This is a genomic window from Pontiella desulfatans (assembly GCF_900890425.1).
Taxonomy (GTDB): domain Bacteria; phylum Verrucomicrobiota; class Kiritimatiellia; order Kiritimatiellales; family Pontiellaceae; genus Pontiella; species Pontiella desulfatans.
The window spans coordinates 211,465-235,563 of the sequence record NZ_CAAHFG010000001.1 but is presented as its reverse complement, the minus strand read 5'-3'; the positions used below and the strand labels follow the sequence as shown (position 1 = coordinate 235,563).

Sequence of the window (24,099 nt, the reverse complement as noted above, 5' to 3'; positions counted from 1 at the left end):
GGAGGGTTACTAGACAATGGCTTCCAAGCCGCGGAAACTACCCAGCATGCTCTTCGAAGCCGAGCGGCAGTTCGCCGGTTTCGAGCGTATCGAGCAGCCCACCGATGTTACGGCCAAGCGTTGCAGTGGTTTTGATGAAGCTGTTCCGGAAATAGTAGTAGGACAGCATCGACGGAATGGCGATCAACAGACCGGTGGCCGTCGTTACGAGGGCCTCACCAATGTTACCGGCGAGTGCTTCCGGCTTACCCATGCCCTGCGAACCGATGGTCTGGAAGGCCTTGATCATACCGGATACCGTACCGAGCAGTCCGAGCATCGGGGCGGTGGCGCCAATGATGGAAAGATAGTCGATCGGCTTCATGTAGGACGTGATTTCCTCGGTGGAAGCTTCGTCGATCCCTTCCTTCACTTTGCCGAAGTTGATTTCGCGGGTGGTGGAGCAACGCTCGAGACCCGCCTGGAACACGTAGGTGAACAGGGTTTCGTTTTCTTTGCAGAGGCTGTGGGCCTCAACGATTTTCTTGTCCTTCATCAACTGGATGAATTCCGGGATCAGGTCGGGGCGAAGCAAAACCTTTTCACGCAATGCCAGACCGTTCTGAACAATGAAATAGACCATGCCGACCGACATCAGGCCCAACGGCCACATGGCCCAACCACCCTGCTTGATCATCTGCCACAACGTGGTCTGCTGTACGTTCGCAACTGCTGCTTCCTCGGGGGCCGCCTCGGCTGCTTCCTGGGCGAAGGCGATCGGCGCCGCCACCAGACTCAAGCAAAATGCCAGTTTAATAATTTTTTTCGTCATTGTATTTCTCCTTCATTCCTATCGGTTAAGCTTCCTCAGTCGTCTCCAAAGAGTCCTGTAATTCCTTCTCGGCACGCAACTTTTCGATCTGGATCTTAAGCTTCTGTGCCTGGTCATCCTCATTCGTGTTTTTGTATAACAGCGAAATCTGGCGGATCACCTCTTCGGCCGAATCAAACATGCCGAGTTCAGTGTAGATTTCCGCGCAAAACAGTTCAGCCGGCTGCATCCACTCGGGATCCTGGCTGTTGAAGGCAATAATCTTCGCCACCAGCTCCATGGCCGAGGCATAATCCTTTTTCAGGGCCATCAGCTTCGCCATGATATAGAGTTTTTCGGGCGGAGCGTCTTCGCCCACGTTCTGGTCCCAGCCATACTTGGCCATCAACGCCTGGGCTTCATCGGCACGGCCCGCATCGATGTAGGCCAGCGCCTGGTAGAAGCGTGCCTGCTCCTGCAGCTCGGGATCGCGGTCGTCTCCGGCCAGCTTTCCGGCGAAGTCCAGCGTTTTGTCGTAGTCTTTGACCTTGTAGTGCAGCTCCATCAGCAACGCATTGTATTGAGACAGGTTCGACGGGATGTCGCTGAATTCCGCGTACGGGGCCATAATGCGGTCAAGCGCCGAAATAACCCGCTCGTATTCGCGGTTGCGGTTCATTTCGTTGAGCTTGTCCTGGTCGATATTCACATCGAACTCGAGCTCCTTGATGGTCGAAGCACCGACGCGGATCGGACGTTTGCCGGCCCCTGTGGAAAATTCGATCCAGTCTCCGTCGCGACCAACGATCGCGCCGTCCCACGATTTGTCGCCGGGCATGACCAGCTTGCATTTGAGCTGTGCCGCATCTACGGAAACCGTGGCGGCAATGAGCGCTGTGAGCGCCATGGCAAAAAAAGGTTTGTTCATTATTGTACCCCTAGTTTCTTAAGCTGTTCGCGAACTTTTTCCGCAAGCGGGTTGGTGTTCGTGTATTCGTCCTCAAGCATGGCCTTGAGCGTGTTGACCGCGTCTTCCTCGCGACCGAGCTTGATCAGGCAGTCCGCTGCGGCAAGGTAGCCCTTGGCCGCCCAGTCGCCGTCGGCATACCCCTTGAAGAGCAGATAGGTGCGCTGGAAGAAGGAATGCGCCTTTTCAATGTCCTCTTGGGCCAGCGCGCAACTGCCCATGCCGAACATGCCTTCAGCAAAGATGGGCCCGCGCCATTCGGCAACGCCCATGCACATGTTGTAGGCTTCGAAGGCTTCGTCGTATTTCTTCATCTTGAACAACGTGTCAGCCTTGATGATCTGCGCCCAACCCATGTGGGGTTCGGCGCCGAACATGCCCTGCGCCTCGTCGATCGTCCAAAGGACATCCTTATAGTTTTCCTGAGCCAGGAACTTGAAGGTCTGGGCACGGTAGGCGTGCCACAGCATTTCTGAATCCTCGAAGTTTTCGAGGAAATAGCTACCCAGCCGTTCCATCTCAACCGTGTTGCCGGTGGCCACTGCGGCATCGCACATCAGGGCCAGCGCCGCCGGGGAGGCCAGAGTGAGTTCGAGTTTGGACTCCAGCAGCTCGGCGCCGAGGGCCGCGGCAACTTCTTCACCCTGAAGCATGGCCTGGGTGATACGGAGACGCAATTTCAGCACCTGCTCGCGCTCATCAATACTGGTAAGCCTGAGCTTGATCTTGATGGCGAGGCCTTCGCGGTCTTCGTCGGAGAGGTGGTAGCTGGACACTTTGACGAGCTCCAGGATGATCTTGTCGACCCCCTGTTTGGTCGGATCGTTACCAAAGCGTTCGATTGCGTTAAGGTAGGCCTCGACCGCCTCGGAAACCTGCCCGAGCTCGATCTGGGACTGCCCGATCCAGAAGGTGGCTTCGGCCACATCGGCCTTTTCTTCCCAACGATCCATGTAGTAGTTCATCAGGTCGATGATTTCCTGCCATTTGAACTCAAGCTTATAGACCTCGGCCGCCTTGAAGGCCGGGTAGGATGCCTGGAGATCGGTGGTGGCCTTGTCGATGCCCTTGCGGTAGTCGGCCAATGCGCGGTCCAGCGTGTAGGGATCTTCGTTGGTGGCTTCCTTGGAGGCCTCGATATCGCCGCGCATGGAGTGCGCTTCCGAAACGAGCACGTCGTCCGGGAAGGCGTCGATGAAGCGGGTGAAGGCGGCTTCGGATTCCTGGATTTGTTCCAGGCCGAACTTACAGACGGCTTCGCGGAACATGGACGCCGCGAAATGTTCGCCGTGCTCGTTCTTTTCCTGGTAGGCGAGGAAATCGGCCAACGCGTCGGCATAGTTGGCTTGGAGCATGTAGGTCATGCCGCGGTAGTAGCGCGCGTCGTTGAAATGGGTGCTGTTGGGATGATCCTTGATGATGACCGAGAACTGGCTGCCGGCGGTTTTGTAGTCCTTCTTCTGGAAATAGCCAAAGGCGAGCATGTAGTGCAGGTCGGCCTGAAGGGAGAGTTCATCCGGATCGCTGGTGGCCGGCAGCCCCTCGACATATTTCTGGAGTTCAACCACGCGGTCGAAATTTTGCTTCACGAGGTTGTCGCGAACCATCATCGAAAGCAGGGTGCGTGCATACTGGCCGTCCGGGCGCTCTTCGAGATACTTGATGATGCGTTCTTCGGCACGCGGGATTTCCTGCACGTCGTAGAGAATCAGCACCGACTGAAGCATCGAGGCTTCGCCGATTTCACTGGTGCGATCCTGGCGGTAGAGCTTGTCGAACAGCACATAACCTTCCCAGTAGCGCTTCACCTCGGCATAGATCTGGCCAATGCGGAAGGTTACCTCATCCTCATAGGGCGGGAGATCGTTGAGGGTCTTCATGGACTCGCGGAGGTCGGCAATCTCGGTATCGCGCTCCTTGACCTCTTCCTCCTTGATGCCGGTCTTCTTGTCGGCCTCGAGCTTCTGGGTCAGGGTGCGTACTTTGTTTTCAGAGAAATCGATCAATTTTTCACGCGGCAGCACCATGCGGTATAGCAGCAGGGCGTTGAGGAAATCGTCGTCCTCGAAGCGGGCCTTACCGGCCTTCATGAGCGTCAGGTTGAGGGAGATGTCGTATTTGGAATCGGTACGGTAGATCTTCGGAATCCAGCCAAACAGCTCGCGCCAGTTTTCGGCTTCCACCAGCGCGCGGACCACCATGATCTGGCAGAGCGCCTTCACGCGCTCTTCCTTGGAGTAGTCGGCGGCATAGCCAAGGGGCTTCACACTCTCGGCCCACTTTTCCTGACGGAACAGCGCCTGGCCGAGCAACAGGTTGGCGTTGTATAGGTCTTCCCTCTCCAAGTCCGGCAATGCGAGCAGACGATTGGCGATCTCTTCGATCTTCGGCCATTCCTGCGTGTCGAAGAAGCCCTGCGCCATCATGCGAAGCGCCATGCGCTCTTTCTTGAGCGGCTGGCTGGCGAGGTACTTTTCGAGCACGGCCATTCCGGCGGGCACGTCGCCCGACTGGAACAGGGACCGGGCCAGCTGGAAGCGGCAGGTCTGGCAGGTATCCATGCCCTGCGGATCGTCGAGCGACTCCGTTCGGCGGATCACCTCTTCAAGGGCGGGAATTGCACCCCGGTAATCGCCGCGCTGCAACATGCGGTCGGCGGAGGCCACGACATCGGAAATACCCAAGGTGCCGTAATCTTGCGCCGACGCAACACCGGCAATCAAAGCAACGGCCAAAATCGCCGTCTGCACCTGGTTTCCACGAAAACGGTGGTAAAGCTTCATAAACTACCCCTCAAACACTATGACTATAAAAATAACCGAGCGACCCCATGTGCCGCTCCTTCCTGACCATTGCGCCACCAAGGCCGAACCTGGCGCACAACATGTGCGATTCGTAACAACCTACATTCACTAAGGAACTTTTCAAGCCAATAAGACGCAAAAAACATCCGTGCGAGTTGCCTCAAATTAAATGACACCGAAGCATCCGATAGGATGCGGGCGGAAAGGATTCGTTGACTCACAAAAAATCACACCCTGTATACAGGGAGGATGAAAGAGATGAGTTGCGAAACCAGAATGGAATACATCGCGGTACAAAAACGCCGCTATAGGCGCGCGGAAAAGGCCTACAAGACCCGGTTGCTCGATGAAGTATGCGCGGTATGCGGCTATGATCGCAAGCATGCCACCAAGCTGCTCAACGACTCGTTTACGCCCTCCAGGGGCAAACGCGGCCGCAAAGGCGAGTACGACTCTGCTGAATTGCGCAAGACCCTCAAAACTCTGTGGCTTCGTTCTGGACAACTGTGCGGGAAGCGCCTCAAGCCTGCTATGCCACATTGGCTGAAGCACTATGAAAAACATTACGAACCGCTATCGACCGAATGCCGTGAAAAGCTACTGAGAATCAGCCCGGCAAGCATCGACCGGGTGCTCAAACCCTTCAAAGCGCAGTACCAGCGAAGGCGCAATACCGGTACCAAGCCCGGCTCGCTGCTCAAGAATCAGATCCCAATCCGCACCTCCACCGAGGACATCGACCGGCCCGGCTATCTCGAAGCCGACACAGTAGCCCACTGTGGCGGATCGATGAGCGGGGACTTCATCTGGTCGATCACCTATACGGACATCATAAGCACCTGGACGGTAACCCGCGCGGTCTGGAACAAAGGCGCTGAAGGCGTGATGCACCAAACCCACGACGTGGAAAACAAGCTGCCCTTCGCCATCCTGGGCTTCGACTGCGACAACGGCAGCGAGTTCCTCAACCACCATCTCACGCGCTACTTCCTGCAACGCAAACAGCCCGTCTGTTTTACACGCAGCAGACCGTACCACAAGAACGACAACGCCCATGTCGAACAAAAGAACTGGACGCACGTGCGCGAGTTGCTCGGCTACGACCGGCTCGACAACCCGGCCATGATCAGAGAGCTCAACGCACTCTACCGCGACTGGGAACGGCTCAACAACTTCTTCAAACCCTCGTTCAAGCTAAAAAGCAAGGTTCGCGTCAAAAGCCGGTACAAAAAGAAATACGATGCCCCCGCCACGCCCTTTGACCGCCTGAAGGTCAGCGGCATCCTTGGCGAACAACAGGAGGCTGCTCTGCAACGCGAATACGAAACGCTCGACCCTTTCGAGCTGGGCAATCGCATCCAGCGCCGACGTCGCAAGATCGAAAAAATGAAGAAAACCGGCGAGTCCGCCGCAGTCGGGGAACCCGGGTTCCCCGACTGCCTCCCCACCTTGACAACCCCCGAATTAGAGGGTACCCATTAATGCAGTCAAACGACTCCTCATCCGCACCTCTACGGTGTCATTTATTTTTGAGGCAACGCGCCGTGTTCCCTTCCGAAAACAACACCATATCGCGCGTTGGACAACCAACTCGCGCCCCCGGATTCCCGACAAAAACGTAGCATCGCATCGCGTCCCGAAACTGAACAATCACATCTCATTAATGTCCAACATCATGGGAAAGGAGGACAAAATGCATACTGTATCAACAATCCGGAACTGGACGCACCTGATTCACGATGAAGGAGTCAAGATTACCCACATCTGCGTGAACCTGCTGCACGAAAAAAGTTTTTGGGGAATACTGGCAATTTTGGCTGTGCTAGGTCTGCTCTTCAAGCTGATATTGCTGTTTGGCGACAAGATGCCACTGCGGGAATTCGGCATTCCCTCGCCCTATGGCTACGGCTACTACTAATCAGCGGCTGTCAGAGACGGCATCGAGTGCGGCGCGGTCTGCGCCCGGATCGGATGCCAAGGCCCGTTCGCCTACCCACTTGATGGCGAGAGCCCCGAGAGGCGCGGTGAAAACGATGCTCAGCACGGAAACCGCCAGAATGACCTCCCCGGCAGCGGTTTGCATTCCCGCCTTCTTCATGGCCATTAGTGGAACCGCCCCCATCGCCGCCTGAACCGTGGCCTTCGGCCAATAGGAAACCACGGCGAACAAGCGTTCAGGCCCATTCAGCGGACTTCCGATGAGCGAGAGCATCACCCCCATGCTACGAGCAATCAAACCGCACACGATCAAGGCCAGCCCCGCCAAGCCCGTACTCCATGCCAGCGAAACATCCACCTGCGCCCCCACCAACGTAAAAAGCATGATCGAAGCAAACACCCAAAGCTTCCCCAGCTTGGAGGAGATCTCGTGGGCCATATGCTCCCGTTTTTCCAAAATAATGAATCCCGTTGCCATGACCGCAAGCAGGGCCGCAAACGGTAGCCCCACCCCGGCAAGGAGATGCTCGAAGCGAACCAACAGGATTGAAACACCGATCACAATCATCGTGCGCTTCGTGGCGCGCGGATTAAACTTTTCAAACAGCCTCAACAACAGCCAGCCAATCAGCAAACCCGCCCCGATCCCCGCAATGATGGAGAGAGGAATCCCTGCAAATTTCACCAACACGTTTTCCGACGATCCCGTATAGAACCCCAGAAAAACCGAAAAGATGACGATGGCCACCACGTCATCCAGCGAAGCCGCCGCGAGAATCATGGTTGGAATCCCTTTTTTCGCCCCCATGCGGCGTTCGATGAAATGGATCATCATCGGCACCACCACCGCCGGCGACACCGCCGCAACAATGAAACCGAGCATCGCCGACTCCAGATGCGTCAGCGGCAGAAACCTCGGGCCAAGCAGGGCGATCGTCCCGCCCTCCAGCATACCGGGAACAAACGACATCAGCAGGGCCTGCACCCCCACCCGGTTCAGAACATCGCGGCTCAATTCGAATCCGGCGCGCAGTAGGATAATGATCAGCGCGATCATCCGCAGGTCGGAGGATGCCGCCAGGAATCCCGGCTCCAGCAGATCGAGCACATACGGGCCAAAGAGGACACCGAGCAGCAGCATGCCCAGCAGGCCGGGTAGCCGCAACTTGCGGAACACCCAGTCCACCAGCAATCCCAGCAGGATCATCTCCGCAATGCTAACAGCCATGGAAATTAAGAATTAAGGTTCCAGAAGCAAAAAAACCTCATCCCCCAATCCTGCAAGGGTGACATCCATTTGCACGATCGTGCAAATGGATGTCACCCTTGCGAGGGACTGAAGGCTTCATTCCTCACTCATCAAATGGTTTTGAACGTAATCGGCCACGCCGTCTTCGAGCGCGGTGAATCCGGCATCATATCCGGCGGCGCGCAGCTTCGAGAGGTCGGCCTGGGTGTGGTACTGGTATTTGCCCTGTAGATGCTCCGGCATGTCGATGAACTGGATATTCGGCTCGCGCCCCATGGCCTTGAATACCGACGAAACCAGATCCACCCAGGTGCGCGGGGTACCTGTGCCACAGTTGAACACACCGCCCACATCCCTGTTTTCGCCGAACCACAGGGTTTGCTTCACGGCATCCTTCACATAGACAAAGTCGCGCACCTGCTCTCCATCCTTGTAGTCGGGTCGGTGCGACTTGAACAGCTTCACCTCGCCCGTCTCGAGGATCTGGTAGTAGGACTTGTGAACCACCGAGCGCATATCGTCCTTGTGCGCCTCGCCGGGGCCATAGACGTTGAAATATTTCATGCCCGCAATCTGGCTGGCCACCCCCGCCTTCAACGCCCAGAGGTCGAACATGTGCTTCGAATATCCATACATGTTCAGCGGCTTGTATTTCGGCGTCTCCTCGTCGGCATCCGAATAGCCCAGGTTGCCGTCGCCATAGGTCGCCGCACTCGAGGCATAGACAAAGCGGACACCGTGCGCCAGGCACTCCTCGCACAGCGCGCGGGTGTAGCCATAGTTGTTTTCGGCCAGATAGTCGGCATCCTTTTCCGTTGTCGCGCTGCACGCACCCAGGTGGTAGACCGCCTCCACATCCGCCAGCAGACCATCCGCCAGCACCGTGAACAGGTCGCCCTTGTCGAGGTAGTCCTCGTATTTCAGGCCAACCAGATTCTTCCATTTTTCGCCAATGCCCAGCGAATCGACGATCAGGATATCGTCCTCGCCCCGCGCATTCAGCTCCTTGACAATGTTGCTGCCGATAAACCCGGCCCCGCCCGTTACAATATATTTAATAGCCATCCTATTCCTCCAAATCCTTCCGCATCCTCTGAATCGTTTTAACCAGCACAGGGATATCGCTCTCACAAGCATCGAACACCGCCTCGGCGTCCAGGTCGAAATAGTGGTGGGTAATGATATCCCGAATCCCCATCGCACCTTTCCACTCCACCTCTGGATACATCGGCAGGAGTTCCCGTCCGGTAACTTTATCAAGATTCTTCAAGCTTTCGCCAATCGCAATCAACTGCATGCAGATGGCATCCAACCGCTCCAACCCCTCCTCCGAATCAAGAAAGACGTCCGCAGAATCCACTTTCGAAAAACGCCGCTCGACCCGAAGAGCGGCACCTTCAATTTGCGCAAGGATCTCAAGCACAAGTTTAGGATCAGACATAGCAGGCCTCTTGATCAATGCGCTCTTTCAGAAATGAGTTCATCCTTGATCGATAGCTCACCAAATCCACATGCTGACCGATCCGATCCTCCAGCTCGATGCGCAGACGCGACAACGTGAAGAGATTAGGAGTTGCAAGCTTCACAACAACATCCACATCGCTATCATCGGCGACCAGCCCCCTTGCAACCGAACCAAAGATGCCCAGCGACTCGATTCCAAACCGAACCCCGGCCTCTTCCTTAAAGCTTCTTAACGAATCCAACACCTGCTCTCGGGCAATCATAGTTCAACCCTGCTGATTAGCTTCCTTCCCATACACTTCCAAAATCCTGCCGATCACATTGGTGGTGGAGCGACCTTCAACCATCTTCGCCAACACCACCTTGCCGCCGGCGGCCTCGACCTCCTCGCGACCGGAAACATAGTGCGCCCAATCCTCGCCCTTCACCAGCACATCGGGTAGCAGCTCGGCGATGAGCTCGCGCGGTTCGTCTTCGTCGAACAGCACCACATAGTCGATGCACTCCAACGCGGCGACCACGCTTGCCCGGTCTTCCTCGCAGACAATCGGGCGGTCGTCGCCCTTGTTACGCTTCACCGAGGCATCGGAATTCATGCCCAGCACCAGTACATCGCCCTGCTGCCGCGCAAACTGGAGATAGGTCACATGGCCGGGATGCAAAATATCGAAACAGCCGTTGGTAAACGAAACCACCGTCCCCTGCTCCTTTAGCCTTGCCCGCTCGGCCAGCATTTCGGCCTTCGTCAAAATCTTGTCTTCTAAGTTTCTCATAAGTTCTGAACGATGCCGTTTTCGCCTTTCCATTGAAAGCTGTAAAAAGCAAAAGGCACCCCGCCGGAACGGGATGCCTTTGCGTTGCCGATATGGCCCGCCGCTAGTATTTCTTGAAGCACAGCGTGGCGTTGTGGCCACCGAAGCCGAGCGAGTTGCTGAGCGCGGCGTTGATTTGCATCTCGCGCGCGACGTTCGGGACGTAGTCCAGATCGCATTCGGGATCGGGCGTGGTGTAGTTGATGGTTGGCGGGGCAATGCCATCGCGGATGGCGAGCGCCATGATGGCCGCTTCAACACCGCCGGCCGCGCCGAGCATGTGACCGGTCATCGACTTGGTGGAGCTGACCGCCACTTTGTAGGCAAGCTCTTCGCCCAATGCGCGCTTGATGGCAAGGGTTTCGCCCTTGTCGTTATACGGCGTGGAGGTGCCGTGCGCGTTGATGTAGTCGATATCGGCCGGAGAAAGCCCGGCATCCTTGATGGCGAGCGACATGCCGCGGCCGGCCTGAACAGCCTCTTCCGCCGGGGCGGTGATGTGGTAGGCATCGCCGGTGCGGCCATAGCCGGCGGCTTCGCAGTAGATTCTTGCGCCACGGGCCAAGGCGTGCTCTTCGGATTCGAGCACCACAATGCCTGATCCCTCCGACATCACGAATCCATCGCGATCCATATCGAACGGACGGGAAGCCGCTTCGGGGTCGTCGTTGCGGCGGCTGGTTGCGCGCAGGGCGGAAAAACCAGCAACGCCGAGCATCGCCACGGATGCCTCGGAACCACCGGCGATCATCACGTCGGCATCGCCATACTGGATGATGCGCATCGCTTCGCCGATGGAGTGCGTGCCGGACGCGCAAGCGCTGGTGACACAGAAATTGGGGCCTTTAAAGCCATACTTGATGGATACATATCCGGAGAGGATATTGGTGATCATCTGGGGAATCAATTGGGGCGAAACGCGGCGCGGACCACCCTTGTATGCGCGCAGGCACTGCTCCTGCATGAACTGCATGCCACCGATGCCTGAACTCGCGATGACACCAACCCGCTCGGAATCGACCGCTTCGGGATCGAGCCCGGCATCCTCGATGGCCATGGAGGAAGCGGCCACCCCATGGATGGAAAACGGATCCATCTTGCGGGCCTCCTTTGGCTCAACGTATTTATCGATGTCCAGATCGCGAATCTCGCCGGCGATCTGTACGGCATACTGATCGATATCATCCATGCCCTGGACACGGGAGATGCCAGACTTGCCGTTCTTGATGCCTTCCCAGAACCTATCAAGCTCGCTTGCGACAGGCGAAACCACGCCCAAACCGGTAACTACAACTTTACGTCCACTCATGCTCCGAACCTCGATCGTATTTAATGCTGAAATGGCCGGAACACCCGTTCGGGGCAGTTCCGGCCACTATAAAAACTTCAGCTGGGTTTACTCGAAACCCTTTTCCGTCAGGTAGCTGATGACGCCGCCAACGGAAGTCAGCTTTTCAGCATCTTCATCCGGGATTTCCGCACCGAATTCTTCTTCGAACGCCATAACCAGCTCCACGGTGTCGAGGGAATCCGCTCCGAGGTCTTCGATGAAGGAAGCACCTTCAACAACCTGATCCGCATTAACGCCGAGTTGCTCAACGATGATATCTTTAACTTTATCTGCAAGTGCCATTTCTATTCTCCTTATTCCTAGGTTTACACAACAAGTGTTACATTACCATGCCGCCGCATGTCGAGAGGACTTGTCCTGTAACATACGCGGAGGCATCACTAGCCAAAAACAGTACTACGTTCGCAACATCTTCCGGCTCGCCGAAACGGTTGAGCGGAATCAGCTCCTTCATCTTGCCCTGCACCTCTTCATCCAGCGCATCGGTCATGGCCGTGCGGATGAAGCCCGGGGCAACCGCGTTGCAACGCACGTTGCGCGATGCCAGCTCCTTCGCGACGGTCTTGCTGAAGGAAATCACCCCGCCCTTGGAGGCCGCATAGTTGGCCTGGCCGGCGTTGCCCATCAAGCCGATCACGGAGGCAATGTTCACGATGGTTCCGGAACGCTGCTTCATCATGCCGCGCATGGCCGCCTTGGTGCAAAGGAACACGCCTTTGAGGTTGACGTTGAGCACCGCATCCCAATCGTCCTCGCTCATGCGCATGAGCAGGCCGTCCTTGGTGATGCCGGCATTGTTAACCAGTACGTCGATTTTACCGAAATCCTTGGTGATGGCCTTTACGCCTTCGGTCACGCTGTCGCCGTCGGCCACATTCACGCCATAGCATTCAACCTTGCGGCCGATCGCCTTGACCTTGCCTGCGGTCTCCTCGAGCCATTCGGCGTTGAGATCGCACAGGGCGATATCGGCGCCGGCTTCGGCCAGCTTGACGGCAATGGCCTGGCCCAGCCCGCGGGCGGCGCCGGTTACCATTGCGACTTTATCGTTCAATTCAAACATGGTGTTCCCCTATTGGTTTTCTAAATCGGAAAGTTGGCCGATGTTACGGACTGCCGCACTCTTGTCAATACGCTTTATAAGTCCAGCCAAAACCTTGCCCGGACCGCATTCGACGATTTCCTCCACGCCGTCGGCAACCAGCTTTTGGACGGAGGAGACCCACTGCACGGAAGACGTGATCTGCTTGACCATGTTGCCGCGAATCGCGGCAGCCTCATGCACATCGGCGGTAACATTGGAAAGCACAGGAACCTTGGGCGCGGCCAATTCGACATCGGCGAGGAAGGCATCCATCCGGTCGGCGGCAGGCTGCATCAGCGGCGAATGGAACGCGCCGGCAACCGGAAGGCGGATGGAACGCTTGGCGCCGGCCTCCTGGCAAAGCACCTCGGCCTTATCGATGGATTCGGCCGTGCCGGAAAGAACGGTTTGCGCCAGCGAATTGAAGTTGGCCACGTTGCAACCGGCTTCGGTGGCGATTTCGACGAGCTTGTCGCCATCGAGGTTCATCACGGCCAGCATGGCGCCCGGATTCTCGACGCAGGCGGCCTGCATGAATTCGCCGCGGGCCTTCAATATCTTGATGGCATCCTCGAAGCCAACCACGCCAGCAATATGCAGCGCCGTCCATTCACCGAGGCTGTGCCCGGCGAGAACGTCGTATTCGAGACCGGGTTGCTTGAGCTCCAAGGCCTTGAAAGCCGCCGCGCTGGCAACAAAAATTCCAAGCTGGGCATGGTTGGACTTGTTGAGTTCCTCCTGCGGCCCTTCGAAACAGATGCCGGCGAGGTCGTAGCCGAGGATTTCGTTGGCCTGGTCGAACAGCGCCTTGCACTCGGGAATCGCATCCGCGAGATCCTTGCCCATTCCGACCACCTGGGAACCTTGCCCCGGAAAAACAATTGCTCTTTTCATTACTTCCCCCACTCCAAAACATTTGCGCCCCACGTGAAGCCTCCACCGAAAACGGTCAGGACAACCAGGTCGCCCTTGGCAATGGTTCCATCCTTTACGGCCTCGTCCAGCGCAATCGCGAGGGCGGCCGAGGAGGTGTTGGCGTATTTATCGACATTGGTATACATGCGGTCGGCAACCTTGAGGCGCTTCGCAATGGCATCGATGATGCGGATATTGGCCTGGTGCGGAATGAAGCATTTAACCTCGTCCGCCGAAACGCCGTTCTTTTCCAAGGCCTGGACAACGGATTCGGTCATGCGGGTGACGGCGTGCTTGAACACATCGCGCCCCTGCATCCTCAGGAATTGCTGCTTCTGGTCGAGCATCCCGTGGGTCATCGGGTTGCGGCTGCCGCCGCCCGGAGTCTGGAGCAGCTCGGCCAGGGAGCCATCGGAACCCATCACGGATTTCATGATGCCCCGGCCTTCGTCGCTGGCGCGCAACACCGCCGCCCCGGCTCCGTCGCCGAAAAGAATGCAGGTGGTGCGGTCTTCCCAATCGAGGAAGGCGCTCATTTTTTCCGTACCGATCACCAGGGCGGTTTCAACCGCACCGCTGGCAATCTGGTTCTTGGCATTGTCCAGCGCATAGAGAAAGCCCGAGCAGGCCGCGCCGAGGTCGTAGCAATACGCGTTTTTTGCACCGATTTTTTCCTGCACAAAGCAGGCGGTGCTGGGGAAAAACATATCGGGGGAGAGCGTTGCAACGACAATGAGATCGATTTCGTCGGCACGGATTCCGGCGTCGGCCAAGGCCTTTTGGGCGGCTTCGGCCCCGAGGTCGGATGCGGCCTGGTTTTCCGCGGCAATATGGCGCTCGCGCATACCGGTACGGGAGTGGATCCACTCGTCGGAGGTGTCGACCATCTCCTCAAGATCGTGGTTCGTCAGCACCTTTTCAGGCACATACGATCCCGTTCCAATAATTGAAACTGTACGTTTCGGTTCCATGCAAGCGTTCCGTGAAAATACTAAGATTGGGTGGTTATACTCTGAAGTTCAGCTTCAATCAAATGGTTTACGTCATGATCAAGCGCTTCGGTGGCCACCCGGATGCCGTTCAGGGTCGCAAAGGCGGTCGACGACCCATGGCCGATGATCACCACGCCATTCGCCCCCAGCAACGGTGCGCCGCCATAACTGTGCGGATCGGCGTGCTTGCGCATCTCCTTGAAAACTCCGCGAGCTAAAAAATAACCCAGAATCCGGAATATGTTCCGCTTGAACATATCCTTGAGCCAGTTGCCGATCATGCTGGCAACCGCTTCACTGGTTTTCAGCACCACGTTGCCCACAAAACCGTCGCACACGGCCACGCTGACCTTGCCGCCATAAAGATCGCGGCTCTCCACATTGCCTTTGAAGTTGAGATTGCTCTTTTCCAGCAAACCAAAGGTTTTCTTGGTGGTCTCGTTGCCTTTGGCCGCTTCCTCGCCAATGCTCAGAAGCCCCACGCTGGGGTTTTCCACGCCGAGGATTTCGCGCGAATAGATGGTGCCCATCACGGCATACTGCTGGATCATCTCCGGCGTACTGTCGGGATTGGCTCCGGCATCGAGCAGGACAAACGGCTGGTTCGGGGTTGGCATGACGGTCGCAATGGCCGGGCGCGAGACGCCTTTAAGCGTCCGCAGTTTCAACGTGGCGGCCGCAACCGCAGCCCCCGTGTTGCCGGCGGAAAACACCGCATCGGCCTTGCCATCCCTCACCAGCTCAACGGAACGGGTGATCGACGAATCCTTCTTGCGGCGGATAGCCACCGCCGGGGATTCGCCCATCCCCACCACTTCCGAACAATGCACGATTTCAATGCACGAAGGCACCGGGCCCTTGTGCTTGGCAAGTTCAGCCTTGATGGCGGATTCGTCACCCACCAGATAAAGCTTCTCCAGACCCTGGAGTTTTTCAGCGGCCTGGAGGGATCCGGCGACGATCTCAGCAGGAGCGAAATCGCCCCCCATCGCATCTATCGAGATACGCATGGCCTACTCTTCAGTAGTAACCGAGAGCACCTGGCGTCCGTTATAGTAGCCGCAGCTTTTGCACGCATGATGCGGCTGGGCCGGAGCTCCGCACTGGGAGCAGGAAGAAGCGCGGGCAACCGGCTTCTTGGTGTTCTGTGCCTTGCGGCTTGCTGACTTGCTTTTAGAAGTTTTTCTCTTTGGAACTGCCATCGCAATCCTCCTTCACATCTATAAATTCAATCCATCCAGCGCCGACCAGGCGCTCGGACGTTCCTCGTCCTCACACTCGCAGGAGCCCTTGTTCAGATCAGCCCCACACCGGGGGCAAACCCCTTTACACTCGTCGTTGCACACCGGAAAACCCGGCACATGCAACAGGAGTTCTTCCCGCAAATCATCCGTAATATCCACCGAATCGGTGCCATCTGGGGCGGGATAAGCGCGTAGAAAATCGGAAACCCCTACCGTTGTCGAGAAAAATTGCGAACATCTTGCGCACTGCAAATCCAGCCCAACCTCCAGCGCTCCGCGCACGACCAGCTCATCCGAAACCCGCTGGGCATAGAGTTCATAGTGCACATCACCCGGGTTTTTGATGAATTGCTCCCCCTCCACCTGCAAAATATCCCCCGGATCGTCGCCCTCATAGTTCGAGCCTTCCTCCGGAATCCGTGCCACTAGAATCTTCATATCGTTGCTCCCTGCCTGTTGATCAGGGCGTAATAGTCGGTAATTGGATTCAAGTTTCAAGTTTCAAGTTCCACGTTTCCCCTGTACGTTCCTCCCCATGCAATTTTCGCACCTCATTCAAAACGAAGAAATCCTGCGCGCCATCGCCGATGCCGGCTTCACCGAACCCACCCCGATCCAGGCGAAGGCGATCCCCGCCATCCAGACCGGGCGCGACATCATTGGCTGCGCCCGCACCGGCACCGGCAAGACCGCCGCTTTCGCCCTCCCGCTCATCCAGCGCCTGCTCGAAACCTGGACGGCCGCCCGCGAAATCCGCGTGCGATCGCTGATCCTCTCCCCCACCCGCGAGCTGGCGATCCAACTACAGGAAAACATCAGGAAGTTTTCCGCCCACACCGATCTAACCACCCTGCTCGTGCACGGCGGAACCGAATACGAAAACCAGATCCTCACCCTGCGCGAAGGGGTCGACATCCTGATCGCCACCCCGGGGCGCATGCTCGACCTGATCGACCGCAAGGCCCTAAGGCTCGACCAGGTCGAGATCTTCGTGGTCGACGAGGCCGACCGCATGCTCGACATGGGCTTCGCGCCCGACATCCGCAAAATCGCCCCGATGCTGCCGCAAACCCGCCAGGCGCTCTTCTTTTCCGCCACCATGCCCCGCGAAGCCCTATCGTTGGCCACCGGCATCCTCCACAAGCCCATGCACATTTCGAGCGACCCCGTCTCCGCCGCCGCCGAAAACATCGAAAAATCGCTCTACTACGTGGAAAAGAACAACAAGAACGTTTTGTTGAGCTGGCTCCTCCAACGCCTGGAATACGAACGCATTCTCATCTTCTGCCGCACCCGCCGCGGGGCCGACCGCCTCACCGAGAGCATGAAAAAGCAGCACCTACCCGTCGATGTCTTGCACGGCGAAAAGGAACAGCGCCATCGGCAGAACATCCTCGAAGCCTTCAAATCCGGCGAAACCCCCGTCCTGATCGCCACCGACCTCGCCGCGCGCGGCATCGACATCGAAAACATTTCCCACATCATCAACTTCGACCTGCCCAACGAACCCGAAACCTTCGTCCACCGCATCGGCCGCACCGCCCGCGCCGGCGCCTCCGGCAAGGCGCTCACCTTCTGCGACCCCTCCGAAAAGGGCTACCTGCGCGACATCCTCGCCCACCTCAACGAAGACATCGAGGTCGTCGATGACCACCCCTTCCACAGCGAGCAGGTCAAAAACTATTCCGGGAACGTCAAATCCAAGCACACGCCCGACAAACAGAAGCACGTCAGCAGGATCCGCGAACAAACCACCTGGCGCCTCACCCCCGGCGAACAAAACAAGCTCCACGCCAAACCCGACTCCCCCAAGAAAAACGCCCGCCGCAATCCCAAGAAAAAGAAATAGCCCGCAGGTCTACGCGGATTAACGTGGAAAGAGCAAAGCCCCGGCCAATGGAAAGCCATCGACCGGGGCATTCATTGCAGTTGGCTTATTCCACAGCCTTAACGCGGAAGAAGCGTTTTTCGCCATCGACCGGGATCGACCATTACCGCTGACTATTCCGAGTAAATTATACTTTAATTTAAGAATAGCCGACAGATGAAAGCCGACCTGCGGACATAGGTCGGCCTTGCTTAATCGATCTTTAGCACAAAGAACCTATGGCAAGATCAACACACGGAAGGTTTTGCTCTCCGCGTCGCGCGTAGGGAAGGATATGCCGGTGCGCCCGCCCTCTCCGGTTACGACATCGCTGACATTGCTCCAACTGTCTCCAGTAAGGTTGGTGGACATCTGTACAACATAGTTGCTTCCAGCCATCGCCTTCCATGAAATCTCTATGGCCGGATATTCCGCAATGTAGAGGCTGATCGCGTTCGGATCGGTTCCGTTCTGATATTCCTCAAGGTTGGTGTAGAGATCGCCGTCTGTGTCGCCTTCCGGATCGCAGTTGGAGATGAGGCCGAAGTGCGTTGTTTCCCACGTATCCGTGATTCCGTCATCGTCCTTGTCTGGATCGTCGCTCGGATCAAGCGGATCGTAGCCGTTAGCATGCTCCCAACCGTCCAATGCCCCGTCGCCATCGGAGTCCGGATTTAACGGCAGAGTTCCGGTGGCGATTTCTACACCGTCGTTCAGTCCGTCGTTGTCGGAGTCGGCATCGAGCGGATTAGTACGATGCGAGGATTCCTCTCCATCGATCAGCCCATCGTCGTCCGAATCGGCATCGAGCGGATCGGTTCCGGCAGCGACTTCCGCACCATCAAGAATCCCGTCATCGTCTGAATCTGAGTCGCTCGGGTCAGTTTTTCCATAATCCTGCTCTACATTCTCGACCTCGTCCCCCAAGCCATCAAAATCGGAGTCGGGCTGAAGCGGATTGGTATTTGAAATGTTCAGTTCCACATAATCATCGAGCGTATCGTCGTCCGTGTCCGAATCATGGGGATCGGTTCCGGCCTGGTATTCCTGCAGATTGTTGAGGCCATCGCCATCGGCATTCCCTACGGCATCCCCAGCCCCACCAGAAGTTGGATCAAAGCCGTTGTCGAGTTCCCACTGGTCGGGCATTCCATCGGTATCAGTATCCGCCGACGTAGGTGAAGTTTCATGTGTATGCACTTCTGCGCCATCCAGCAAGCCATCCCCATCTGAATCAGGATTCCATGGATCCGAACCAATCATTTCTTCGTCGGTATTCAACAACCCATCGGAATCTATATCCTCCGTTGCTACCACCGCAATGGACTGTGTTGCAAAGATTCCGCCGGGATAGGAATCATTGAAGACCGAGAGCACAATTTCATAGGTTCCGGTGGACGCCCAGGCATGTGAGGGGAAAAGGTTATTTGTGATCATCGCTTCATCGCCAAGATTCCACACATGCATCGTAGCCGCACCATATATTTCGCCAGTCAATTTGAGTTGCGTATCCGTCACAAGGCAAAGCGGAACGGCTCCAACAGACACGGACACATGGCCGGCAACCGTGTCCGGCCCATGATATTCGTCGCATCCGATAGAGGGCGGATTGAGCCACGACTGTCCATCGACATCGATCGCAGGCAGCTTTGTAGCGATTCCCGCACCGATACAGGGCGACAGAAATGAAAGATGCGTATAGGAAGCCAACAATGGAGCATTCGTAATGTTGCCGTTGACTCCCGGGGTCAGGTCGGAGCAGCAACAAGAAAACACAGCATTCGTTTCTGTCTCTCCGTTGAGAAACTTGACTTCGTCCAGCTCACCAGACAATGCAACATTCCCGAAGATAATGGTATTGAATGCCATAAAACCAGAGACGCGAGCATCTAACAACCCACCCCCATCATAAGCTTGGTTATCCACAATGGTACAACTGTAGACATTGCAGTTGTTCGCCCCACCGCCATCGCCCGTAGCAGTATTACCGTAAATGGAACATCCTTGGAGAGTTGCGAAGTCAGCCCCGCCGCCTCGTGCTGCTTTGTTGCGGGCGATAGTGGAGTTATGAACCGTACCGTTCTTGACCCCGCCGCCATTGGCCAGCGTTTCATTGTCGATGACTATGCAGTTCGTGGCATAGTTTGCAGATCCAAAGTGGATGCCGCCACCATGGTCTCCAGCAAAGTTGCGCTCAACAGAACAGCCTTCCAAGTTGGAGTAGAATACACCCCCACCCATGTCTCCGGCTTGGTTGTCGGCAACGATACAATCGAAAAGCGTGCACCTTCTCACCCCTCCCCCATCGTCACCAGCAACATTCGCCACGATCACACAATTAGTTAAAACCGCGTCAGCCGTTAATGCATCAACTCCACCACCATCGATTGCATGATAACCATTGGAAATCGTGAATCCTTCAACCATGCAAGCTGTCGAACCGAGGTTAAAGCAACGATTGCTTCCTCCTCCATCGACAATGGTCAGATCCGGCCCGTTGATGGACTGGATGACAATGTCATTGGTTACTAAAATCTCAGACGACAACATGTAGTGCCCGGCAGCAACCACGATTAAATCATTGCTTCCAGCAATATCCACAGCATTCTGGATATTGGTTGTCGCCGTTTCCCAAGAATCATATGGCGAAGAAGCATTCGTGCTCCCAATGTCCACATAATGCGTGATTGCCAGTCCATTCACTGCCAGTCCGAATATCAATCCCAACAAACAAATGATGTTCTTCATACCCTAATTCCCTTTCGTTGACACCACCAGCCCCATGCCGGCGATATGCAACCACATACGCCATGAAGTTTTTCGATCTTATTCTAAATATTGCATTTTTTTTTCGAGAAGCGTGATAAAGGGAAGAGAAAAAGGGAGTTCCGCTGTAGCTTGCATATCCGATGCGAGTTACCGGCGAACGGGGAACGCGGATCGGATATCCGCACCACGAATTGCAGCGCATCGGGAATGCGGTGAGGGCACCGCGTCCACGATCCTCCTACTGTTTCAAGGCCGGGAGCTTCATGCAACGCAGCTTGCCGTCCTTGCCAAGCAGGTATAAACGGGAGGCATCGCAGTTCAGGACAGCCTTCTCGACCTTGAAGTCCACTATGCGCGGATCGAAGACGGGGTAGAGGTCGGATTTGAGGGCGATCTGGAGCTGTCCTTTCTCCATGGGGAAGACCACGCGCGGATCCTTACTGCTAAATTCGGGATTTTCAATGCCTGTGCGCACCCAGTGGTTTTGCATAGCTGAGGTCTCGCCGGTTTCGGCATCGTAGAGTTGGAAATTCTGAGACCAAAGCTTACACCAGTATTTTCGCTTACCAGACGCTGGATCCGAGAAAGGGATGATGGCCAAAGGAGAACTGCCTGTACTTTTGATCCAGTTTGTGGAGACCACGAGACTGACAGGATCAATCGAGAGGGATTCAAACCTACTAACACCTCCTCTTGTTAAGAGCAGCCTAGGCTGACCATCTATGCGATCCAATACTACATCGCTAAAATGTGCATTTTTTGAATCGGAATGTGTGATCGATAAAACATTCGACCATGTTGCCGTTTTGTAAACCCGCATATCGGCACACCAACCGGCATCCAAATCGCCACCGTAATAAAAGAATTCTCCTGCATCATCAAACCTGATTCGGGAGGACGGACCATCATCGTGCAGCCATATGCTGGAAAACTGCAGCTCCTTTTCTCCTGTCTCTAAACGATAAACTGTCCCCGTGCTTCCTTCCACAATTGCATAGAACCGGTCAAGGGGATCACAGCATATGGAACGGTTTTTCAGCACCTTTAATGGCTGAATCTTCATTGCCTCCAATGAGCTAAGATCAACCTTCTGAACAAGATTTTCTTTGCCCTCGCCCAGACCTACCAACAAGGTGTCCGGGCGACTTCCTTTGCATAGGTTTGCAACCCGTTGATCGAACGGCACGACAGAAAACGTGTAGCTTTGCATATCGTATAGGTGCAATACCCCGCCTGTAGTTAGCAAGCAGACAACTCCCTGGTTGGAGATACTTACATCAACAACATCCTTCCTAACAACTTTCCAACTACCCGCGAAGCTGGAGATCCCCGAACCTGAACCCACATGCACCTCTCCACCTTCCACAAGCACGCAACAGCTGTTGCCATTTGCTGAAAAAGAAGCTCCTATGGCATCTGCGTACGGCAAATCGAGCATTTCTCCCCGCTCTGGAAACCATCCAGCACGATCCTCTTCAGCGTAAAAAGGGTGACTTCTAAAAAAGCGCAAGAATGCATCATTCGGTGAAAAATATTTCCCGTTTGAAAATATCATATTCATCCTGCTGTCGCCTGAAAAAGAAACTGCGGAAATCGGAAAATCCCGATTGTAAACATATGCTTCACGCAATAGGTCAGGCAATCGGAACCAAAACACGGTTGATGACGCGTGGAACGGAGGCCGGAAAGCCAACCTCGTTTCATCTGGTGAAAGCGCGAGCATTACCGCCTTCCCGTCACCACCAGTCAACAGCTTGCCAAAGCGGGTTCCGTGGCCGACCGCCAACCAACCACGGCACTGTTTGTTTTCTAGATCGAACCACCCAACCATATTGGCACCCAAGGCAATCGCGGCATGGCTTTGGGCTTGGTTTAGCAGAACTCCCGAAATGGCTTGCTTTCTTCCCTTGGAAGCCATCCAGCCCTCTAAGGCCTTGCGGTCGATGTTGTATTCCTCGGGTAACGGGGGATAGTCGAGTTGGCTGACATCCAAGACAGACGTCCATTCTGCCCCGACTTTGCGATAAACCACAGAACCACTGCCCGCCCAAAGCGTTCCCCCGCCAGCTTCATGCACTGCTTCGCAACCCATCAATTCAAATGGCACTTTTATGGACTCAACAACTTTGCCCGGCGCCTTTCGTTTTCCGAAATTGAAGTCATGGACGGCGACGACGGTTTCAGAATCATATCCAACATCAGGAGCCAACCGGATTTTTTTCATCTTCCGCTTCCCAACCACCCAAACACAATTGCTTTCAACCGCCTGCATAATGCCAAGCGGCTCTGCCATGCTGGTTACGATGGAACCCCGGTACGGATTCATGTTGGCGGCGACACGGATGTTGAGGAGGGTTTCTTCGTCAAGGCCATCCATGCCGTACTGGTCATGCAGTTGCCAGAAGGCGGCGACGGTGGCCTCGTAGTTTTGCTCGCCATAATGTGCTGAGATCAGATTGATCAAGCTATGGCGGTGTTCATTGGCGGCCTTTTGTCTTTGGACTTCGGTTTCCTTTTGTTGCGCACGGATCATGAAGAAACCGACACCGAACAATACGGCAATGGTGACTAGCAGGAGGCGGGCGGTGAGGAGGAGTTTGCGCAGGCGGTTTTTGCGGGAGTCGCGCTCACGGATTGCGGATTGGATTTCGTTCAGCAGTCCAACATGGGCAGGATTGTTTTGGTCGAGCAGGGACTGGGCGAGTTCGTAGTCGTGGCGCGCGATGGCACAGCGGGCGTGGTCGAGGGTGGCGGCTTCGAGCAGGGGCTGGGCATCGGGGTTTTCCGGCCAGAGGGTGAGCGCTTCGCGCAAGCCGTAGATGGCTTGGTTGAATTGGTTGTAGTCGCCGCGCTTCTTGGCTTGGGCAAGGTTTTCCTTTGCGCTGGCAAGCAGGGTCAGGCTTTCGGAGTGTGAGCGGTAGTCGCGGATGGCCTGCTGGAACTCCTCGACGGTGCGGTAGCGGTCGGCAGGGGCGGCGGCCATGGCTTTGAGGGCGATGCGCTGCAGTTCGCCATCTTCGTCAACGGGATCGATGTGGTTTTCGGCGGCGGCTTCGAGGCAATAGATGGGGTTCTTTTCGCTGCGCGGCGGGCGACCGGTGAGGATGTGGTAGAGAATTGCACCAAGCAGGTAGACATCGCTACCGACACCCATCCGGTTTTTGTCGGCCTTGGCCATTTCGGGTGCCATGTAGGCGGGCGTCCCGCAATAGGCGGTGTCGGTCGGGACAATGCCGGCCACGTTGGAGCCACTGAGCGTGCAGGCCGCACCCCAGTCCATCACCATGATTTCGCCGAATGCCCCCAGCATGATGTTCTGCGGCTTGAGGTCGCGGTGAAGGATGTTCTTGGAATGGGCGAAGGCGATGGTGTCGGCCACGCGCAGCAGGATGTCGAGGTTTTCATCGAGCGTCTTTTCGCCAATGAGCGCGCTCCACGGGAAGCCTTCCACCTCCTTCATGGCATAGAACAGGCGGCCTTCGCCGTCCACGCCCAGGTCGTAGACCGGCACGACGTTGGGATGGTCGAGGCAACCGGTCACGACCGCCTCGGACATGAGGGCTTCGGAAGCCGATGCGGAATCGGCGCGCTCCGGTTTGACCATTTTTATCGCCACCTCGCGGTTCATCGAGGCCTGGCGGGCGGTATAGACCACACCCATGCCGCCCGCACCGAGCTTGTCACGAATCTCGAAGTCGCCTGATTCCCCGATGGAACGGGGGCTAGGAACGGGCAGGGCTTCGGCCTGGGTGTTCCAGCTTTTGGAGCGGATTGAATCCTCGGATTCCATTCCCGGAGCAATCGACTCCTCCCACATCTTCAGCGTTGCATCGTCCATTCATTCCCCCAAACC

The 24,099-nt window shown here is 56.1% G+C and carries 21 protein-coding genes; 3 read left to right on the top strand and 18 right to left on the bottom strand.

Annotated elements, in window-relative coordinates; genetic code table 11:
• Positions 1-37: 37 nt before the first annotated feature.
• Genes E9954_RS00970 through E9954_RS00960 form a run of 3 tightly spaced genes read right to left on the bottom strand, consistent with a single transcriptional unit; the run spans position 38 to position 4,540 of the window.
• Positions 38-811 carry a MotA/TolQ/ExbB proton channel family protein gene (locus E9954_RS00970; RefSeq protein ID WP_136077391.1) on the bottom strand — a complete coding sequence of 258 codons (774 nt, stop codon included), beginning with the start codon at positions 809-811 and terminating at the stop codon, positions 38-40.
• Positions 812-836: 25 nt separating this feature from the next.
• On the bottom strand, positions 837-1,718 hold the full coding sequence (locus E9954_RS00965) for a tetratricopeptide repeat protein (protein WP_136077390.1): 882 nt from the start codon (positions 1,716-1,718) through the stop codon (positions 837-839).
• Positions 1,718-4,540: a tetratricopeptide repeat protein gene (locus tag E9954_RS00960; RefSeq protein WP_136077389.1), complete on the bottom strand. Its 2,823-nt coding sequence runs from the start codon at positions 4,538-4,540 to the stop codon at positions 1,718-1,720. Before E9954_RS00960 ends, E9954_RS00965 begins: the two co-directional genes overlap by 1 nt.
• Before the next feature lie 279 nt (positions 4,541-4,819).
• Between E9954_RS00960 and E9954_RS00955 the strand changes: the two genes are divergently transcribed.
• Both E9954_RS00955 and E9954_RS00950 read left to right on the top strand, forming a co-directional pair.
• Positions 4,820-6,043 (top strand): DDE-type integrase/transposase/recombinase, encoded by a 1,224-nt coding sequence (locus tag E9954_RS00955; RefSeq protein ID WP_136077388.1) that lies wholly within the window; start codon positions 4,820-4,822, stop codon positions 6,041-6,043.
• A 211-nt stretch (positions 6,044-6,254) separates the two neighbouring features.
• Positions 6,255-6,479, top strand: a complete 225-nt coding sequence (locus E9954_RS00950; RefSeq protein ID WP_136077387.1) for a hypothetical protein — start codon at positions 6,255-6,257, stop codon at positions 6,477-6,479.
• Here E9954_RS00950 and E9954_RS00945 read toward each other — a convergent pair whose 3' ends face one another.
• The 13 genes from E9954_RS00945 to E9954_RS00885 all read right to left on the bottom strand — a co-directional run bounded on the left by E9954_RS00945 (position 6,480) and on the right by E9954_RS00885 (position 16,048).
• On the bottom strand, positions 6,480-7,727 hold the full coding sequence (locus E9954_RS00945; RefSeq protein ID WP_136077386.1) for a cation:proton antiporter domain-containing protein: 1,248 nt from the start codon (positions 7,725-7,727) through the stop codon (positions 6,480-6,482).
• A gap of 117 nt (positions 7,728-7,844) precedes the next feature.
• Positions 7,845-8,813, bottom strand: coding sequence for an ADP-glyceromanno-heptose 6-epimerase (gene rfaD, locus E9954_RS00940; protein WP_136077385.1), 969 nt, complete (start codon positions 8,811-8,813; stop codon positions 7,845-7,847).
• A 1-nt stretch (position 8,814) separates the two neighbouring features.
• Positions 8,815-9,189 (bottom strand): HepT-like ribonuclease domain-containing protein, encoded by a 375-nt coding sequence (locus tag E9954_RS00935; RefSeq protein WP_136077384.1) that lies wholly within the window; start codon positions 9,187-9,189, stop codon positions 8,815-8,817.
• Complete coding sequence (locus E9954_RS00930) at positions 9,182-9,475, bottom strand: nucleotidyltransferase family protein (RefSeq protein WP_136077383.1); 294 nt, start codon at positions 9,473-9,475, stop codon at positions 9,182-9,184. Before E9954_RS00930 ends, E9954_RS00935 begins: the two co-directional genes overlap by 8 nt.
• Before the next feature lie 3 nt (positions 9,476-9,478).
• On the bottom strand, positions 9,479-9,985 hold the full coding sequence (gene rfaE2, locus E9954_RS00925; protein WP_222846997.1) for a D-glycero-beta-D-manno-heptose 1-phosphate adenylyltransferase: 507 nt from the start codon (positions 9,983-9,985) through the stop codon (positions 9,479-9,481).
• A gap of 103 nt (positions 9,986-10,088) precedes the next feature.
• Positions 10,089-11,333 (bottom strand): beta-ketoacyl-ACP synthase II, encoded by a 1,245-nt coding sequence (gene fabF, locus E9954_RS00920; RefSeq protein ID WP_136077381.1) that lies wholly within the window; start codon positions 11,331-11,333, stop codon positions 10,089-10,091.
• 87 nt (positions 11,334-11,420) lie between these two features.
• Positions 11,421-11,657 carry an acyl carrier protein gene (locus tag E9954_RS00915; RefSeq protein ID WP_136077380.1) on the bottom strand — a complete coding sequence of 79 codons (237 nt, stop codon included), beginning with the start codon at positions 11,655-11,657 and terminating at the stop codon, positions 11,421-11,423.
• A 37-nt stretch (positions 11,658-11,694) separates the two neighbouring features.
• A complete protein-coding gene (fabG, locus tag E9954_RS00910; RefSeq protein WP_136077379.1) occupies positions 11,695-12,438 on the bottom strand; it encodes a 3-oxoacyl-[acyl-carrier-protein] reductase in 744 nt (247 codons plus the stop codon).
• Positions 12,439-12,447: 9 nt separating this feature from the next.
• Positions 12,448-13,353 (bottom strand): ACP S-malonyltransferase, encoded by a 906-nt coding sequence (gene fabD, locus E9954_RS00905; protein ID WP_136077378.1) that lies wholly within the window; start codon positions 13,351-13,353, stop codon positions 12,448-12,450.
• Positions 13,353-14,345 carry a beta-ketoacyl-ACP synthase III gene (locus E9954_RS00900; RefSeq protein WP_136077377.1) on the bottom strand — a complete coding sequence of 331 codons (993 nt, stop codon included), beginning with the start codon at positions 14,343-14,345 and terminating at the stop codon, positions 13,353-13,355. The genes fabD and E9954_RS00900 overlap by 1 nt, the downstream gene beginning before the upstream one ends.
• Before the next feature lie 20 nt (positions 14,346-14,365).
• Positions 14,366-15,376, bottom strand: coding sequence for a phosphate acyltransferase PlsX (gene plsX, locus E9954_RS00895; protein ID WP_136077376.1), 1,011 nt, complete (start codon positions 15,374-15,376; stop codon positions 14,366-14,368).
• Between the two features lie 3 nt (positions 15,377-15,379).
• Positions 15,380-15,568 (bottom strand): 50S ribosomal protein L32, encoded by a 189-nt coding sequence (gene rpmF, locus E9954_RS00890; RefSeq protein ID WP_136077375.1) that lies wholly within the window; start codon positions 15,566-15,568, stop codon positions 15,380-15,382.
• An 18-nt stretch (positions 15,569-15,586) separates the two neighbouring features.
• Complete coding sequence (locus tag E9954_RS00885) at positions 15,587-16,048, bottom strand: YceD family protein (RefSeq protein ID WP_136077374.1); 462 nt, start codon at positions 16,046-16,048, stop codon at positions 15,587-15,589.
• Positions 16,049-16,145: 97 nt separating this feature from the next.
• On the opposite strand from E9954_RS00885, the gene E9954_RS00880 reads away from it, so the two are divergent.
• Positions 16,146-17,459, top strand: coding sequence for a DEAD/DEAH box helicase (locus tag E9954_RS00880; protein ID WP_136077373.1), 1,314 nt, complete (start codon positions 16,146-16,148; stop codon positions 17,457-17,459).
• A 255-nt stretch (positions 17,460-17,714) separates the two neighbouring features.
• On the opposite strand, the gene E9954_RS00875 is transcribed toward E9954_RS00880, so the two are convergent.
• Together E9954_RS00875 and E9954_RS00870 are read right to left on the bottom strand one after the other, a co-directional pair.
• On the bottom strand, positions 17,715-20,225 hold the full coding sequence (locus E9954_RS00875; protein ID WP_136077372.1) for a right-handed parallel beta-helix repeat-containing protein: 2,511 nt from the start codon (positions 20,223-20,225) through the stop codon (positions 17,715-17,717).
• 259 nt (positions 20,226-20,484) lie between these two features.
• Positions 20,485-23,907, bottom strand: a complete 3,423-nt coding sequence (locus E9954_RS00870) for a serine/threonine protein kinase (RefSeq protein ID WP_246046711.1) — start codon at positions 23,905-23,907, stop codon at positions 20,485-20,487.
• Between the last annotated feature and the right edge of the window lie 192 nt (positions 23,908-24,099).

Coding starts and splice junctions, on each gene's coding strand:
- E9954_RS00970 (WP_136077391.1), bottom strand. CDS start 811: ATGACGAAAAAAATTATTAAACTGGCATTTTGCTTGAGTCTGGTGGCG.
- E9954_RS00965 (WP_136077390.1), bottom strand. CDS start 1,718: ATGAACAAACCTTTTTTTGCCATGGCGCTCACAGCGCTCATTGCCGCC.
- E9954_RS00960 (WP_136077389.1), bottom strand. CDS start 4,540: ATGAAGCTTTACCACCGTTTTCGTGGAAACCAGGTGCAGACGGCGATT.
- E9954_RS00955 (WP_136077388.1), top strand. CDS start 4,820: ATGAGTTGCGAAACCAGAATGGAATACATCGCGGTACAAAAACGCCGC.
- E9954_RS00950 (WP_136077387.1), top strand. CDS start 6,255: ATGCATACTGTATCAACAATCCGGAACTGGACGCACCTGATTCACGAT.
- E9954_RS00945 (WP_136077386.1), bottom strand. CDS start 7,727: ATGGCTGTTAGCATTGCGGAGATGATCCTGCTGGGATTGCTGGTGGAC.
- rfaD (WP_136077385.1), bottom strand. CDS start 8,813: ATGGCTATTAAATATATTGTAACGGGCGGGGCCGGGTTTATCGGCAGC.
- E9954_RS00935 (WP_136077384.1), bottom strand. CDS start 9,189: ATGTCTGATCCTAAACTTGTGCTTGAGATCCTTGCGCAAATTGAAGGT.
- E9954_RS00930 (WP_136077383.1), bottom strand. CDS start 9,475: ATGATTGCCCGAGAGCAGGTGTTGGATTCGTTAAGAAGCTTTAAGGAA.
- rfaE2 (WP_222846997.1), bottom strand. CDS start 9,985: ATGAGAAACTTAGAAGACAAGATTTTGACGAAGGCCGAAATGCTGGCC.
- fabF (WP_136077381.1), bottom strand. CDS start 11,333: ATGAGTGGACGTAAAGTTGTAGTTACCGGTTTGGGCGTGGTTTCGCCT.
- E9954_RS00915 (WP_136077380.1), bottom strand. CDS start 11,657: ATGGCACTTGCAGATAAAGTTAAAGATATCATCGTTGAGCAACTCGGC.
- fabG (WP_136077379.1), bottom strand. CDS start 12,438: ATGTTTGAATTGAACGATAAAGTCGCAATGGTAACCGGCGCCGCCCGC.
- fabD (WP_136077378.1), bottom strand. CDS start 13,353: ATGAAAAGAGCAATTGTTTTTCCGGGGCAAGGTTCCCAGGTGGTCGGA.
- E9954_RS00900 (WP_136077377.1), bottom strand. CDS start 14,345: ATGGAACCGAAACGTACAGTTTCAATTATTGGAACGGGATCGTATGTG.
- plsX (WP_136077376.1), bottom strand. CDS start 15,376: ATGCGTATCTCGATAGATGCGATGGGGGGCGATTTCGCTCCTGCTGAG.
- rpmF (WP_136077375.1), bottom strand. CDS start 15,568: ATGGCAGTTCCAAAGAGAAAAACTTCTAAAAGCAAGTCAGCAAGCCGC.
- E9954_RS00885 (WP_136077374.1), bottom strand. CDS start 16,048: ATGAAGATTCTAGTGGCACGGATTCCGGAGGAAGGCTCGAACTATGAG.
- E9954_RS00880 (WP_136077373.1), top strand. CDS start 16,146: ATGCAATTTTCGCACCTCATTCAAAACGAAGAAATCCTGCGCGCCATC.
- E9954_RS00875 (WP_136077372.1), bottom strand. CDS start 20,225: ATGAAGAACATCATTTGTTTGTTGGGATTGATATTCGGACTGGCAGTG.
- E9954_RS00870 (WP_246046711.1), bottom strand. CDS start 23,907: ATGGGTGTGGTCTATACCGCCCGCCAGGCCTCGATGAACCGCGAGGTG.